The sequence below is a fragment of the Lysobacter sp. CA199 genome, from assembly GCF_052078715.1.
Lineage (GTDB): Bacteria > Pseudomonadota > Gammaproteobacteria > Xanthomonadales > Xanthomonadaceae > Lysobacter.
The window spans coordinates 16,116-29,342 of sequence record NZ_JBQJIL010000012.1; the positions used below are offsets into that span (position 1 = coordinate 16,116).

Consider the following 13,227-nt stretch of genomic DNA (forward strand, 5'->3'; position numbering starts at 1 on the left):
TCGGAACCTCGTATCAGTTGGGATTGCGCGAGTAGCGCTGGGAGAACTCGTCGATTCGTTGCTGCAGGCGGCGTACCTCTTCCTGGTGCGCAACCGCGATCTGGACCAGGCGCGGTGAAAGGCGCCAGTACTCATCGCGACCCGGAATGCGTTCTGCGATCCCCTCTTCCGCCAGCACTAAGAGATCGCGCAGCGCGGTGGATGGAGTCGTGCCGAGTGCTTCGGCGAGCTGCTTCAACCGCAGTCCGTCGAATGAGTGCCCTTGCAGAAGAAGGAGCAGGCGCAGCGCGCGGCGGATCGGCTGCTGGCTCATGGCCGCACGACCTTGGCGCCGGCGGCCTTGATGATCTGGTGACGCAGTGCCTGACCTTTGGGGCCGTCCCAGGAACCCAGAAGAGCTTGGCGTGCGTTCGTAACTCGGATGCCGTTCTGCTCGCACCAGCCCGTAAATGTCCGGCCGCTAGCGACAAAAGCAGCGCGGACTTTGAGAACGAGGGCCTTGCTGGGCTCGCATTCCAGCGCGACAGCAGCCTCAATTCGACGTTGCAGGCGCTGCAATCGGTCGCACTCACGCTCGCACGCGGAGAGAATCCCCGACCATTCGAGCGCCAGCGCGCAGCTGTCTTCCCCTTCTTCTTTGCGTGCGTCGAGCACGGCCAAGTGCGCCGCGGATCTCGCGGCGACAGCGACGCGTAGCTTGGCCTCGACATCGCGTAACTTGGCCTCGACATCGACCAGAGCGACAAGATCGGCGGTGGCCCGGGCAGCGGATTTCATTTCGCCTCCGGGAGGCGAGCAGCCGTAACAATCTGGCGACGTAGAGCTCGCCCTTTCGGACCGTTCCAAGTGCCGATCAGCGCGTTCCGCGCGTTTGATACGTGAGTTCCGTTTTCTCGGCACCAACGAGTGAGCGTGGTTTCTTGGAGAACAAAACCAGCCTTCACCTTCGTAAGAAGGGGTAAGCCCGGTTGGTAGAGATTCATTTGGGGGTATCCTCTTGTTCCGGTTGTGTCGCTCGGTGGTTACTGCCGGCTGAACACAAGCATGGTATGCGTTTGCATACTTGTCAAGAGGGATTGGTATTCGAATGAACACCCCTGGAGAGCGCCTGAAAGCGGAACGAAAACGCCTTGGCTACAGCCAAGAAGCGTTTGGGGCGCTTGGCGGCGTGAAGAAACTGGCGCAGATCAAGTACGAGCAGGGCGGAAGGAAGCCAGATGCCGCATATTTCGAGGGCATCGCGGCGGCAGGGGCCGATATCGCCTACATACTTACTGGGCAGACACCGGCTCTCCGGCAAGCTCTCGGCGACGTACAGGCATCAACGCAACTGGCTGTGTCGATCGGTGGCACCGAGTCCGAAGTAAGCGCCAACCAGGTCGCGATCTTCGAGCAGCTGCGCACAACGCGAGAAGCGAACGAAGCCGAGCATCAGCTTCTTAAGGATTACCGTTGTTGTTCGCCAGAGGACCAAGCAGTGCTGCGACAGATGGCCAGTCGCTTCGCAGCGGCCAAAAGCAATCAAATAGCTCCTGCTCAACCGGCGCGCGTTAAAGGCGTAGCTGCTGCGCGGCAGGTAAAGAAGTAAGCGCAAACCGACTCTATCTATAAGTCGAGGGACTGATGATCCGCAGTACTTTATTGCTGATGGTGCCTGCACTCATGGCAACACATCTGGCAGCCTGCTCCGCGCAGGCCGACAAAAGCGAAGTGGCAAGGACCGCGGCAAATGCGGAACGCTGGTCTGTCATCGATCGACGAGACGAGGTTACCGACGCTCGTACGGTCACGCTTCAAACCACATCGACTGAAGGTGACTCTAAGCTCCTGGTGAATTGCTCTTCTGGTGCGCTCGCAGTCGTCGTCGCTAACGACAATCTGACGCCGGGGAGTGAAATTCCATTCCTGGTCAACTATCGCTTTGATGCAGACACCGGCCGCACCGCACAGCCCTGGAGGGGTTATGAGGGATTTGCTGAGGCGACGCCGGCGCATGAGTTTTTGGCCGAGCTTCTGAAGCGAAGGAGCCTTGTGTTGAATGTGAGATCACCGGCAATGAGCACGGTTACCGCACACTTCGAAGTTGCCGGACTGATTGAGCTAATGCCGAAGATCAAAGCAGTTTGCCCAACCCAATCGATCGGCTAAGCGTAGAGCGGCCACGGCGATAGATCGCTGGGTAAGACCGCAGCCTTCGCTTCATAGGCTTTGCTGCGGTCACGCCAAAGATCAAGCGCTGGGATCGAAGCTAGAACGTCGTCGGCTTCGCGATCGCCCGTACGGCAGCCATCATCCCTTGCTGAAGATGGGTTTCGGAAATCGAAATCCATCGTTTATCGATCGCGTCTTCCTTTCGCAGTCGATCGAGCAACGCGCGTAGGCGCTCGCCTTCTTGCTTCACCTCGTTCATCAGAGCAATTTCACTCTGGCTGAGTTCGCGGTATCCCGTGATCTGCCGATGTTGATTTTCCATCCCCTCTCTTCCACTTGTGATCGCGCTCATCGTCGCGGGAAGTCGCAGGTTGCCACGCGCGCGCGTGGGAGTCTTTGGAACTAGGGCAAAAGACTCTTGCCCCGCCGCTAAGCAGACTAGATCCGTCCCGTTCATGCGCTGCCCGCGCATCGACCGGCGGCGGATCTACACCCTCGTCAGCCGCCGCCGGTCTCCCATCTTCGGAGCCGGTATGTCCACGCCTCGCGGTATTCGCAACAATAATCCCGGAAACATCGATCGCAGCCCGTCCAATCAATGGCAAGGGCGGATGCCGCGCGCCCGGATGTCTCCCGAGCAGGCCGCCGAAACGCGGTTCGAAGTGTTCCAGGCCCCGGCTTGGGGCATTCGAGCGCTCGCCATTCTGCTCATCAACTACCAGGACAAGCATGGCCTGCGCACGATCACGGCGCTGATCAATCGGTGGGCTCCGCCGGTCGAGAACGACACCAACGCCTACGCCGTAGCGGTGGCGCGCGCGGTCGGCGTGGATCGATTCACCACGATCGATACGCACGAATTCCGCTACCTGCGACCTCTGGTCGAGGCGATCATCAAGCATGAGAATGCAGGGCAGACCTATCCGTCCGACGTGATCGACGAAGGCCTTCGCCTAGCGGGTGTCGTCAAGTCCGTGGCCACGCCTGCGATCGGGTCGCCGGCTGCAGTCGCAACCGCAACCGCGTTGACTGCCGGCGGAACGGCGGCAGTCGTGGAAGGCATCCAGCAAATATTGCCGGCGGTGCAGGCCGTCAGCACCGTGACTCAGTCCACTTCGGCGATGCCGGCATGGATGCGGGTGGCGGTGGGCGCGCTGGTACTGATCAGCGTCCTGGCGTCGGGCTATGCGTTCTGGAACATGCGGCGGCGCGCAAAGGCCGTGCAGCCGTGACGAACTTCACCGTGTCGCCGCTGATTGCAGCCGCCATTGTCGTGTTCGCCGGCGGTGTGTTCGCGGGCCGCGCCTCCCTGGCGGACGAAATTCGCGAGCTGCGGCTTCAGTCCACGGCCGGCTCCTTGGTCGCACAGCTGCAAACCGACAGCTTGCACGCGGTCACGGGGGTCTTAACCCGCGAGCGCGCCGTCCGCGACCAGGTGCGCCTGGCCGGCGAGAAGGAACTGGCCAGCCGCGGTGTTCGCCACACCACCATCGACGCCGCTGCGAAGAAGCGCACGGCCGTCCTCCGGAAACAGGTTACCGACCATGACGATTGCCGCCCGCTTCGCGAGCTGCCTGTTTGCGACTCTGTCGCTGATCGGCTGTTCGGCGTCGACGCCGCTGGTGCGAACTGAAGTAATCGAGGTGCCGGTATCGGTTTACGCCGAACTGCCCGCCGCGCTTACCGACCCGTTGCCCATGCCCGCGCCGCCGCCCCGCAACTGCCGAAACTCGATTGGCCATCTTGCCGTGTGTGCGGAGGATGGGCTGCTGTGGATCGATGACTGGAGAGCCTTGCGCGACAAGGCAAACGACGATCGGGCCACCGCTGGCCGGCTCGGAAGCGCAGCCGTCAATCTCAACAATCGCAGCGACGGCGACGGAGAGCCCAGACCATGAAGGTGACCTTCGAGCTGTGGCACCTGCTGACGCTGGCGATCACGGTGATCACCGCCTTTATGGCCTTGGGTCGAATGCTGCTCGCTGAATTCGACCGCCGTTTTACGGAGCGCCTGATGGTGCTGTCCGAAGACGCGGCCGGCTGGCGCGATCAGGAAAGGGAGCTGCTGCGATTCAAAGCCGAGATTGCGGAGAAGTTCGTCCGTCGTGAGGACTACATCCGGGGCCAAACGGTCATCGAATCGAAATTGGACGCCATCAGCAGCGAAGTGAAGCTCGTACAGATTCAGGGAGCACAGCGGTGACCAAGATCGATCAAGAACGCATTCGCCGCGAGTACATGCGCTGGCTGATTTTGCTGGCGTTGAACCACGCCCGGCCCTACGGAACGGTCGAGAGTGTTCTGGTGGCGACCCTGCAGGCGGTATACCAGGACGCGACTGGCCTGGAGGTGCGGCAGCACCTGGACTATCTCAGCGATCGCGATCTGGTGGATCTGGACAAGCGACCCAGTGGAACCTGGGCGGCGGATCTGACCTCCAAGGGCACCGATATTGCGGAGTACACCATCGACTGCGAGCCGGGCATCGCCCGCCCGCAGAAGTACTGGTGAGGTGCCGCCATGCCCCCTCGCAGCAAGGTGGACCAACTGCCCGAGGCGTTGCGCGATGAGCTGAAACAGCGCCTCATCGCCAATGGCTTCAGCAACTACAACGAACTGGCTGAATGGCTGACCGACCGCGGCTATGAGATCGGTAAATCCGCCGTGGGCGTTTATGGCCAGAAGCTGGAACGCCGCTTGCGGGCCATCAAAGCCAGCACCGACGCAGCGCGGATGATTAGCGAAGCGGCCCCCGACGACGCGGACGATCGCAGCAACGCCATCATCAGCCTGGTGCAGACCCAGATCTTCGAAGGGTTGCTCGCCATGCAGGATGCCGAGGACGAATCCAACCCTGCTAAGCGGGTCGAGATTCTCGGCAAGGCGGCGAAGAACATTGCGACCCTGACGCGGGCGAGTGTGGCTCGGCACAAGTGGGCCAACGAGATCCGCAAGCAGTTGGAAGCGGCCCTGGCCGCGATGAAGAAGGAAGGATTCGACGAAGGCACCCTGGCGGAAGTGCAGGGGCGCATTCGCATCTATCTGCCCGACAACAAACGATGAGCAGCGCGCCGGTTCTGCGTCCACAGCCTGGCCCCCAGGAAGCATTCCTCGCCAGTTCGGCGGACATCGCCATCTACGGCGGCGCGGCGTACGGCGGCAAGACGTTCGCCTTGCTGCTCGAAGGCGCGCGGCATTCGGACAACCCGAAGTTCGGCGCCGTCATCTTCCGTCGAACGACCAAGCAGATCACCAACGAGGGCGCTCTGTGGGATACCGCCAGCGGCGTGTACCCGCAGATGGACGCCAAGCCGAACCTGTCCACGCTGACGTGGACGTGGCCATCGGGCGCCGCGTTGTCGTTTGCGCACCTGGAGCATGAGAAGAACAAGCTCGACTGGCAGGGTTCGCAGATCGCGCTGTTGGGCTTCGACGAACTCACGCACTTCACCGCAGGTCAGTTTTGGTACTTGATCAGCCGAAACCGATCGACTTCGGGCGTGCGTCCGTACGTGCGGGCGACCTGCAACCCGGACCCCGACAGCTTCGTCGCCGAACTGATCGCGTGGTGGATCGATCCCGAGACGGGCTACGCGATCCCAGAACGGTCCGGTGTGCTGCGGTGGTTCGTCCGCGTCGGCAATCTGCTGCATTGGGCGGACACCGCCGAGGAACTGGCCGAGCGTTTCCCGGACATTCCGGCCAAGAGCCTGACCTTCATCGCTTCTTCGTTCACCGACAACAAGATTGGCCTGCAGGCCGATCCGGGGTATGTGGCGAATCTGATGTCGCTGCCCACGGTCGAGCGAGAGCGGCTGTTGCGCGGCAACTGGAAGGTAAAGGCGGCTGCGGGCGACTATTTCAAGCGCAGCTACTTCACCACCGTCGACCATGCGCCCGCCGAGGCCCGGCGAATTCGCTACTGGGACCGCGCGGCGACGCTGCCGAGCGAGTCCAACCCCGATCCCGACTGGACGGCCGGCGTGCGGTTGTCCGATCCCGGCGACGGCTACTTTTACATCGAGCATGTCGAGCGATTCCGCGGCACGCCTGGCCAGGTCGCCAAGCGCATCCGCGCCACGGCGGAGTCGGATGGCCGTGGGGTCGCCGTCGGCATCGAACAAGATCCCGCCGCGGCCGGCAAGTTCGAAGCGGCCACGTATCTGACCCTGCTCCAAGAATTTTCGGTCTTCGCCGTGCCGCCGCAAGGGGACAAGGAAACCCGGGCGAGCCCCGCGTCTGCCCAGGCGGAACACGGTCGTTTCCGCATCGTAAAAGGCGCGTGGAACGCCGCGTTCCTGGACGAGTTGGAGAGCTTCCCGAAGGGCGGCCACGACGACCAGGTCGACGCGTTCTCCGGTGCTTACAACCAGATGGTGGGGAATCCACGCATCCCGCTTGAGTTTGCCTCCGCCGGTAGCCGCGGCGGCCTCGGTCATCAGGCGCTGGCGGCGGAACTCACCGATACCGGCTTCGGCACCGTCGCGGGCGGAAATGACTTTGAGGGCTATGTATGAGCGATACCAAACAGATCGAGACCAACCGCGAGATCGCGACCACCGCTGACGGCATCGACATCACCCGCGGCTACACGGGCCCGCTGATGGTCTCCAGCGACAGCCTGCTCAACGCGCGCGGTGGTGGTGATCTCAGCTTGTACGAGCAGATCTACTCCGATCCCGACGTGAAGGGCGCGCTCAACCAGCGCGAACTGGCAGTCACACAATGCGAATGGATCGTCGAGCCCGGCGGCAAACGTAAGATTGATATCGCTGCAGCCGACGATCTGCGCAAGCAGCTCAAGCGCCTGAACTGGGACAACATCACCACCAAGATGTTGGCCGGCGTCTTCTACGGCTACGCCGTGGCCGAGATCATCTACAAGCCCGAAGGCGACCGCGTCGTGATCGACCGGATCAAGGTCCGCAACCGTCGCCGATTCCGCTTCGGGAAGATGGGCGATCTGCGTCTGATGACGTTGAACTCCATGCTCGAAGGTATCCCCGCCGCTGCACCGTACTTCTGGCATTTCGCCACGGGCGCCGACCACGATGATGAACCGTACGGCCTGGGCCTGGCCCACTGGCTCTATTGGCCCGTGCTGTTCAAGCGGAACGGGATCAAGTTCTGGCTGATCTTCCTGGAGAAGTTCGGCATGCCCACCGGCGTGGGAAAGTACGATCCGACCGCGAGCGATACCGAGCGTGCGCGTCTGCTGCAGGCGACCCGCGCCATCACCGTGGACAGCGGCGTAATCATCCCGAAGGGCATGGAGTTGGATCTGCTGGAGGCGGCGCGTAGCGGCACGGCCGACTACAAGACGCTGCACGACACCATGAATGCGACCATCGCCAAGGTCATCCTGGGCCAAACGGCCAGTTCGCAGGGCACGCCCGGCAAGCTCGGCAACGAAGACCTGCAGGCGGACGTGCGCGCGGATATCGTGAAGGCCGATGCGGATCTGATCTGCGAGAGCTTCAACACCGGTCCGGCGCGTTGGCTGACCGAGCGCAACTTCCCCGGTGCCGCGGTGCCGCGCGTGTACCGCGTGACGGAAGCGCCCGAGGATCTGAAGAGCCGTGCCGATCGGGACACTGCGATCTTCGGCATGGGGTTCAAGCCGACACTGGCCTATGTACAGGACACGTATGGCGGCGAGTGGGAAGAAAAGCCCGCGCCGCAACCCGCGGTAGTCGATGCGCTGTCGCCGGAGGCGACACCGCCGGCCAGCTTCGCGGAGGATTCGGCCACGGCCGATCCCGCCGCACGAATGGCCGCGCAGCTGGAACCCGCGCTGCAGCCGATGATCGAAGGCTGGATCGAGCAGATTCGGGTCGCACTGCAGCGCGCGACGTCGATCGAAGAAGCGCGCGCCGCGCTCGATCGCATGGCCGAGCAACTCGATCTGGAGGAGTACGCCGCGGTGATGCGGGAGGCTTCGGTCGCCGCGGAACTGGCCGGGCGCTACCAAGTCCAGCAGTCCACCTCTGGATCGGAGTGATCGATGGCCACCGTCGCCTACGGCTCACTGCCATTCGCCGAACAGATCGCGTTCTTCCGTGCGAAGAAGCTGGTGCCCACCACCAGCTATCTCGATGTGTGGGAGTCCGCGCACGATGGCGCCTTCATGGTGGCGGGAGCCAACCGCGTCGATCTGGTCGCGGACTTCCAGCAGGCGCTGCAGAAGGTTGTCGATGGCGGCGCCACCTTGGAAGAGTTCCGCAAGGATTTCGACACGATCGTCGATCGCTACGGATGGACGTACAACGGCGGCCGGAACTGGCGCACCCGGGTCATCTACGAGACCAACCTGCGGCAGAGTTACCACGCCGGCCGCCGGCAACAACTGCTGGAGCTATCGGGCGTTCGGCCGTTCTGGCGGTACCGTCACAGCGATGCGGTTGAACATCCGCGCCCGATCCATCAGGGCTGGGATGGACTGGTGCTGCGCTTCGATCATCCGTTCTGGCAGACCCATTCCCCGATGAATGGCTGGGGTTGCCAGTGCTATATCGAAGCGCTGAACGAACGCGACCTGAAACGGCTGGGCAAAAACGGACCCGACCAGGCGCCGCCGATCGAAATGCAAACGGTCATCGTGGGGCAGCGCAGTCCCGGCGGCCCACGTGCGGTGCAAACGCCTCTCGGTATCGACCCGGGATTCGGATACGCACCAGGTCGTGGCGGTGCCGCGCCAGCCGTTCAGACAGCGCTCGCCAAGACCGAACGCCTCAGCGCGGCGCCGGCCGCGGCGAACGCGCAGGTGGTACTGGATCGGCCGCGCCTGACCAAAGCCCTGGATGACGGTTACGCGGACTGGCAGCGCCAGGTGCGTAAGGCCCGAAAGGCGAATGGCGAGCGCTACATCGCAGGGGCAGTCCATCCCGGCGTCGCTCAACGAATCGCTGGTTCCTACTCCAAATCCATCACAGCGGCGATCGAGGTACGCGATAGCGACTTGGTGGGCTGGCGTGCTACGCCCGCGTTTGGCGCAGCGGATCTCGCGCGGTTGCCGGCGATGTTGCGCAGCCCGCTCGCCATCTTCTTCGATCAGGTCGCGGGCCGGCTGCTGTATCTCGTCGCGACGAACGCCGCCCGAGGGCGCGGCCGCGCAGTTGTGTCGATCGCTGTGTCGGAAGCCGGCGCCAATCGCTTCGTCACTGCCGGCGCGGTGGACTTGCCAGCGTTGCAGGCGGACGTAATCGCCGGTCGCCTGTCGATCGTCGATGGGGAACTCGACTGATGGCCGGCGCACGAATCGAGTTCGATCGCAGAGACGTCGATCGCGCGATGCAGGCGCTCACCGGAACACTGGGCGACAAGGGGCGCACCCTGTTGTTCAAAGACATCGGTGAGTATCTGCTGCGCTCCACGCGGGAACGTGCCGCTACACAGCGCGATCCGAACGGCAAGCTGTGGGAAACGCTCTCGCCGCCCTACAAGGCCAGGAAGCAACACAAGCGGCCTGGTGTTCCGATCCTCAAGTTCGATTTCCACATGCTGGGTGATCAGTTCTCATACCAGGTGATCGGATCGACCTTGTACGTCGGCACGAATGCGATCTATGGCGCGACGCATCAGTTCGGTCGCGATCCGATCCCGGCCCGTCCGTGGCTGGGATTGTCCAAGGCGGACCACGAAGAGATCCCGCTGATCGTGAAAGATCACGTCATGGCTGCGTTCGGCCGATAAATTTTTCCCGCGCTGCAAGCGCAAGAGCCCCCCTCAGTGCGGTCACCGTACGACGATGGCCATGCACGAGTGTCAGACACGCGATTGCGAGCGAGCGTGCCGCGTTCTGATGCGGTGTCGCCATACCCTATCGCGTAACACCGACGATCTCGCGCGCGCGAGGCCCGAAAAGTTTTGAACTGGGGCAAATGACCTGCGCCTTCGCGATGCGGAGGATGCACGTCATGACGACGCCTTCCAACACCGACAACGCCACCGGCCTGGAGATCTTCAAGGCCGGCACACACACTGCTGTCGACGGCACGACGCATACCTTCAGCGAAGCCGCGATCGCGGAGATCGCAGAAAGCTACGATCCCGCTTTGTCGGAAGCGCCGCTGGTCGCGGGTCATCCGAAGTTGGACGCGCCCGCCTACGGTTGGGCGAAAGCGCTGAAAGCGCAGAACGGCATGCTGTACGCCGAACCGCACCAAGTCGACGCGGAGTTCGCGCAGCTGGTCAACGCCGGCCGCATGAAGAAGATCAGCGCTTCGATCTATCTGCCGAGTTCGCCCGGCAACCCGAAGCCCGGAAAGCATTATCTGCGTCATATCGGTTTCCTGGGCGCTCAGCCTCCTGCAGTGAAGGGGCTTAAGTCCGCGCAGTTCGCCGAGGGCGACGGCGCGCTGGAGTTTTCCGCGCCGTGGGGCCGCCTGGGCTACACCCTGACCGATCTCTTCCAGCGTTTGCGCGACCACCTGATCGACACGCTCGGAATCGAGAAGACCGATCTGATCATTCCGCAATGGCAGATCCGCGAGATGGGCGAAATCACGCGCCGCGAAGCCGGTGACATCGCCGATCCCTACTACGCCGCTCCCGAGGGCGGCCTCACGCTGGAGTCCACCACTATGTCCCAACCCGACAAGACTGCCGAGATCGCTGCGCGCGAGCAGCAGATCGAAACCCAGTCCACCGCCCTGCAGGAACGCGAGCGCGCGATCAACGAGCGGGAGCAGACGGCGCGTCGCAACGATGCCGTCGCCTTCGCCGAGAGCCTGGTCACCAGCGGGCGCATTCTGCCGCGGCAGCGCGCGCCGATCGTCGAGCTGCTGCTGGCGCTGCCCGTCGGCACCTCGCTCAGCTTCGCCGAGGGGGACCAGCAGGTCACCAAGCCGGCGGCCGATGCGCTGCGCACCTTCCTCGGCGAACTCCCCGAGCAGATGGACTACGCCGAGAAATCGGCCGAGCCCCGTCAGCAGGGCGCGGTGTCCTTCGCCGCTCCGGACGGTCTGATGGTGGACCCCGGCGAGCTGCAGCTGCACGCGCGGGCGAAGGCCTACCAAGCCCAGCACCCTGGCACCGGCTGGCTCGCGGCGGTGCAGGCCGTCGGCGGCTAATCCCTTTCCTTCCTAGCGGCCCTTGGCCGGAGACGCACCGTGCAAAAGACCTCCCTCCTGACCATTTCCATCATCGCCACCGCGGCGCTCTTGGCCGAGCGCTTCATCTCCGCGACCGGCGCCGTCGCGACGGCCGCGGGTAATGCGATCGGCGTGAACCCCACCATCGCGGCGGCCGGCGAACTCACCGCCGCCGATGTCATCGGCACCACGGTCGTGGTGGCAGGCGGCGCCATCGCCAACGGCGCGGCGATCGAGGTCGGTGCCGCCGGCAAGGCGGTCACCAAGACCGCCGGCATCACGGTCGCACGCGCCCTGCAGGCGGCCCTTGCCGATGGCGACCGCATCGAGGTGCTGCTGATCGCGAACTGATCAGTCGGCTCTTAACCACCCACCGCATCACACCACCTCAAGGTTGAACCCATGTCTCAGCAGACGACTGCACAGGTCCGCGTGGTCGATCCGATTCTGTCGGAGCACGCCCGCGGTTACGAGCGCCCCGGTAACGTCGGCGCCTACCTTTTCCCGCTCGCGCCGGTCGCCGCTTACGGCGGCCAAGTGCTGGAATTCGATAAGGCGGCGTTCCGCCTGTACAACTCGCGCCGTGCGCCGGGTTCGGCCACCAAGCGCATCACGCTCGGCTACGAAGGCAAGAAGTACGCGATCGTTCCCAGCGCATTGGAAGCGCAGGTGCCGATCGAACATCAGAACGACGCGGCCCAGGTGCCAGGCTTGGATCTGGCCAGCGACTCGGTCGATGTCGTGTTCGATTCGCTGCACCTGGAGCACGAGGTCAACTGCGCGACCCTCGCACGCGACACCAACAACTACGACGCCGAGCACAAGGTCACGCTGCCCGGCGCCAGTCGCTGGACTTCGCCGACCAGCGATCCGACGAAGGACATCAGCGTGGCGAAAAACGCCATCCGCGAATCCATCGGCGTTCGTCCGAACACGGTGCTGCTGTCGGCCACGGCGTTCGCCGCGTGCGAAACCAACCCCAGCATCATCGAGCGGTTGAAGTACACCGGCCGCGACAGCGTGACCGTCGAACTGCTGGCCAAGCTGTGGAACGTCAAGACCGTGGTGGTCGGCGAGGCCGTCGTCGCCACGGGCCAGAACGACGACTTCGGTGATGTGTGGGGCGACGACGTGATCGTCGCCTACGTGGCGCCGGCCGCGAGCAACGGTCGTCGCAACACCGCGAAACCGAGCTACGGCTACACCTACGTGATCAAGGGCCACCCGCTGGTGCGCAAGCCCTACTGGGACAACTCGACCCAGTCGTGGGTTTACGGCTGCAACTACGACAACACGCCGGTCAACAGCGGTATGACCGCTGGCTACCTGATCAAAGACGCCGGCAAGGCGGCCGCGTAACAGCCTCTTCACCGCACACGCGGTGACCCATGCCGCCGATCCAGCGTTGGCTGGATCGGCGGCGCAGTTCCGGCTCGCGGCGAACCGCGTTCCCATCTGTGGAGTACTTCAATGTCCCAGTCCAGCGAGGAGCGCGGCTACGCGGTCCTGAGCCCGTTCAAGTTTCGCGGTGTGATCGTCAAGCCGGGCGGCGATCCGATCCATCCCGACGCCGAGGAATGCAGGGAACTGCAGCAACTCGGCCTCATCGCCAGCGATCTGGCCATGATGCCGGATGCCGCCTCGGCGGCCCACTCGGCACTAAGCACGTTCGGCGTCAATGAACCGGTGCCGACCGCCGTGGAAATGGCGTTCGCGCTCGCGCAGACGATGTCCCCGGAGCAGTTGCTGTTCCATCGTAACCAAGTCGACGAACTGCTGGGTCAGTTCGAACCGGCCCCGGTGCGGTACGACATCGTCTACGGCGAGACCGACCCGGAAACCACGCAGGCGACGGATCAGCTTCTCAAGGCGCTGGCTGCGCCGATCGACGCGGGCGCCGAACAGACCGAGCCGGCGGTTGCCCCGCCTGCCGTGGTGCCGTCGGAGCAGAAGAAATCGGGCCGGTCGGGGAAAGGCAAGTAGC

Annotated in this window: 18 protein-coding genes; 15 read left to right on the forward strand and 3 right to left on the reverse strand. The window is 63.6% G+C overall.

Going from position 1 to position 13,227, the window contains the following annotated elements; all coding sequences use genetic code 11:
* Positions 1–13: 13 nt before the first annotated feature.
* Together ACTOWJ_RS21335 and ACTOWJ_RS21340 are read right to left on the reverse strand one after the other, a co-directional pair.
* Positions 14–313: a helix-turn-helix domain-containing protein gene (locus ACTOWJ_RS21335; RefSeq protein ID WP_441336625.1), complete on the reverse strand. Its 300-nt coding sequence runs from the start codon at positions 311–313 to the stop codon at positions 14–16.
* Complete coding sequence (locus ACTOWJ_RS21340) at positions 310–777, reverse strand: hypothetical protein (RefSeq protein ID WP_441336626.1); 468 nt, start codon at positions 775–777, stop codon at positions 310–312. The genes ACTOWJ_RS21335 and ACTOWJ_RS21340 overlap by 4 nt, the downstream gene beginning before the upstream one ends.
* Positions 778–1,087: 310 nt before the next feature.
* Here ACTOWJ_RS21340 and ACTOWJ_RS21345 point away from each other — a divergent pair, with 310 nt between their 5' ends.
* Both ACTOWJ_RS21345 and ACTOWJ_RS21350 read left to right on the forward strand, forming a co-directional pair.
* Positions 1,088–1,588 (forward strand): helix-turn-helix domain-containing protein, encoded by a 501-nt coding sequence (locus tag ACTOWJ_RS21345; RefSeq protein ID WP_441336627.1) that lies wholly within the window; start codon positions 1,088–1,090, stop codon positions 1,586–1,588.
* A 35-nt stretch (positions 1,589–1,623) separates the two neighbouring features.
* Positions 1,624–2,148, forward strand: coding sequence for a hypothetical protein (locus ACTOWJ_RS21350; RefSeq protein ID WP_441336628.1), 525 nt, complete (start codon positions 1,624–1,626; stop codon positions 2,146–2,148).
* Between the two features lie 100 nt (positions 2,149–2,248).
* Here the strand turns inward: ACTOWJ_RS21350 and ACTOWJ_RS21355 are convergent, their stop codons facing one another.
* Complete coding sequence (locus ACTOWJ_RS21355) at positions 2,249–2,473, reverse strand: Acb2/Tad1 domain-containing protein (RefSeq protein WP_441336629.1); 225 nt, start codon at positions 2,471–2,473, stop codon at positions 2,249–2,251.
* 211 nt (positions 2,474–2,684) lie between these two features.
* On the opposite strand from ACTOWJ_RS21355, the gene ACTOWJ_RS21360 reads away from it, so the two are divergent.
* From ACTOWJ_RS21360 to ACTOWJ_RS21420, 13 genes are all read left to right on the forward strand, one after another.
* The gene (locus tag ACTOWJ_RS21360; RefSeq protein WP_441336630.1) at positions 2,685–3,383 is read left to right on the forward strand and encodes a hypothetical protein; all 699 of its coding nucleotides are present in this window, start codon (positions 2,685–2,687) and stop codon (positions 3,381–3,383) included.
* Positions 3,380–3,784, forward strand: a complete 405-nt coding sequence (locus tag ACTOWJ_RS21365; protein ID WP_441336631.1) for a hypothetical protein — start codon at positions 3,380–3,382, stop codon at positions 3,782–3,784. Before ACTOWJ_RS21360 ends, ACTOWJ_RS21365 begins: the two co-directional genes overlap by 4 nt.
* A gap of 261 nt (positions 3,785–4,045) precedes the next feature.
* Positions 4,046–4,354 (forward strand): hypothetical protein, encoded by a 309-nt coding sequence (locus ACTOWJ_RS21370; RefSeq protein WP_441336632.1) that lies wholly within the window; start codon positions 4,046–4,048, stop codon positions 4,352–4,354.
* On the forward strand, positions 4,351–4,662 hold the full coding sequence (locus ACTOWJ_RS21375) for a hypothetical protein (protein WP_441336633.1): 312 nt from the start codon (positions 4,351–4,353) through the stop codon (positions 4,660–4,662). Before ACTOWJ_RS21370 ends, ACTOWJ_RS21375 begins: the two co-directional genes overlap by 4 nt.
* A 9-nt stretch (positions 4,663–4,671) precedes the next feature.
* Positions 4,672–5,214 carry a DUF3486 family protein gene (locus tag ACTOWJ_RS21380; protein ID WP_441336634.1) on the forward strand — a complete coding sequence of 181 codons (543 nt, stop codon included), beginning with the start codon at positions 4,672–4,674 and terminating at the stop codon, positions 5,212–5,214.
* The gene (gene terL, locus ACTOWJ_RS21385) at positions 5,211–6,668 is read left to right on the forward strand and encodes a phage terminase large subunit (RefSeq protein ID WP_441336635.1); all 1,458 of its coding nucleotides are present in this window, start codon (positions 5,211–5,213) and stop codon (positions 6,666–6,668) included. Before ACTOWJ_RS21380 ends, terL begins: the two co-directional genes overlap by 4 nt.
* On the forward strand, positions 6,665–8,152 hold the full coding sequence (locus tag ACTOWJ_RS21390; protein ID WP_441336636.1) for a DUF935 domain-containing protein: 1,488 nt from the start codon (positions 6,665–6,667) through the stop codon (positions 8,150–8,152). The genes terL and ACTOWJ_RS21390 overlap by 4 nt, the downstream gene beginning before the upstream one ends.
* A 3-nt stretch (positions 8,153–8,155) precedes the next feature.
* Entirely contained in the window at positions 8,156–9,394 is a 1,239-nt protein-coding gene (locus ACTOWJ_RS21395) for a phage head morphogenesis protein (RefSeq protein ID WP_441336637.1), read from the forward strand.
* On the forward strand, positions 9,394–9,843 hold the full coding sequence (locus tag ACTOWJ_RS21400; RefSeq protein WP_441336638.1) for a phage virion morphogenesis protein: 450 nt from the start codon (positions 9,394–9,396) through the stop codon (positions 9,841–9,843). Before ACTOWJ_RS21395 ends, ACTOWJ_RS21400 begins: the two co-directional genes overlap by 1 nt.
* A gap of 224 nt (positions 9,844–10,067) precedes the next feature.
* A complete protein-coding gene (locus tag ACTOWJ_RS21405) occupies positions 10,068–11,222 on the forward strand; it encodes a hypothetical protein (RefSeq protein ID WP_441336639.1) in 1,155 nt (384 codons plus the stop codon).
* A gap of 39 nt (positions 11,223–11,261) precedes the next feature.
* Positions 11,262–11,594, forward strand: coding sequence for a capsid cement protein (locus ACTOWJ_RS21410; protein WP_441336640.1), 333 nt, complete (start codon positions 11,262–11,264; stop codon positions 11,592–11,594).
* A gap of 51 nt (positions 11,595–11,645) precedes the next feature.
* A complete protein-coding gene (locus ACTOWJ_RS21415; protein ID WP_441336641.1) occupies positions 11,646–12,602 on the forward strand; it encodes a major capsid protein in 957 nt (318 codons plus the stop codon).
* A 111-nt stretch (positions 12,603–12,713) separates the two neighbouring features.
* Positions 12,714–13,226 carry a hypothetical protein gene (locus ACTOWJ_RS21420; protein WP_441336642.1) on the forward strand — a complete coding sequence of 171 codons (513 nt, stop codon included), beginning with the start codon at positions 12,714–12,716 and terminating at the stop codon, positions 13,224–13,226.
* The last annotated feature ends 1 nt before the right edge of the window (position 13,227 follow it).

Coding starts and splice junctions, on each gene's coding strand:
- ACTOWJ_RS21415 (WP_441336641.1), top strand. CDS start 11,646: ATGTCTCAGCAGACGACTGCACAGGTCCGCGTGGTCGATCCGATTCTG.
- ACTOWJ_RS21420 (WP_441336642.1), top strand. CDS start 12,714: ATGTCCCAGTCCAGCGAGGAGCGCGGCTACGCGGTCCTGAGCCCGTTC.
- terL (WP_441336635.1), top strand. CDS start 5,211: ATGAGCAGCGCGCCGGTTCTGCGTCCACAGCCTGGCCCCCAGGAAGCA.
- ACTOWJ_RS21335 (WP_441336625.1), bottom strand. CDS start 313: ATGAGCCAGCAGCCGATCCGCCGCGCGCTGCGCCTGCTCCTTCTTCTG.
- ACTOWJ_RS21345 (WP_441336627.1), top strand. CDS start 1,088: ATGAACACCCCTGGAGAGCGCCTGAAAGCGGAACGAAAACGCCTTGGC.
- ACTOWJ_RS21370 (WP_441336632.1), top strand. CDS start 4,046: ATGAAGGTGACCTTCGAGCTGTGGCACCTGCTGACGCTGGCGATCACG.
- ACTOWJ_RS21360 (WP_441336630.1), top strand. CDS start 2,685: ATGTCCACGCCTCGCGGTATTCGCAACAATAATCCCGGAAACATCGAT.
- ACTOWJ_RS21405 (WP_441336639.1), top strand. CDS start 10,068: ATGACGACGCCTTCCAACACCGACAACGCCACCGGCCTGGAGATCTTC.
- ACTOWJ_RS21400 (WP_441336638.1), top strand. CDS start 9,394: ATGGCCGGCGCACGAATCGAGTTCGATCGCAGAGACGTCGATCGCGCG.
- ACTOWJ_RS21340 (WP_441336626.1), bottom strand. CDS start 777: ATGAAATCCGCTGCCCGGGCCACCGCCGATCTTGTCGCTCTGGTCGAT.
- ACTOWJ_RS21350 (WP_441336628.1), top strand. CDS start 1,624: ATGATCCGCAGTACTTTATTGCTGATGGTGCCTGCACTCATGGCAACA.
- ACTOWJ_RS21355 (WP_441336629.1), bottom strand. CDS start 2,473: ATGGAAAATCAACATCGGCAGATCACGGGATACCGCGAACTCAGCCAG.
- ACTOWJ_RS21380 (WP_441336634.1), top strand. CDS start 4,672: ATGCCCCCTCGCAGCAAGGTGGACCAACTGCCCGAGGCGTTGCGCGAT.
- ACTOWJ_RS21390 (WP_441336636.1), top strand. CDS start 6,665: ATGAGCGATACCAAACAGATCGAGACCAACCGCGAGATCGCGACCACC.
- ACTOWJ_RS21395 (WP_441336637.1), top strand. CDS start 8,156: ATGGCCACCGTCGCCTACGGCTCACTGCCATTCGCCGAACAGATCGCG.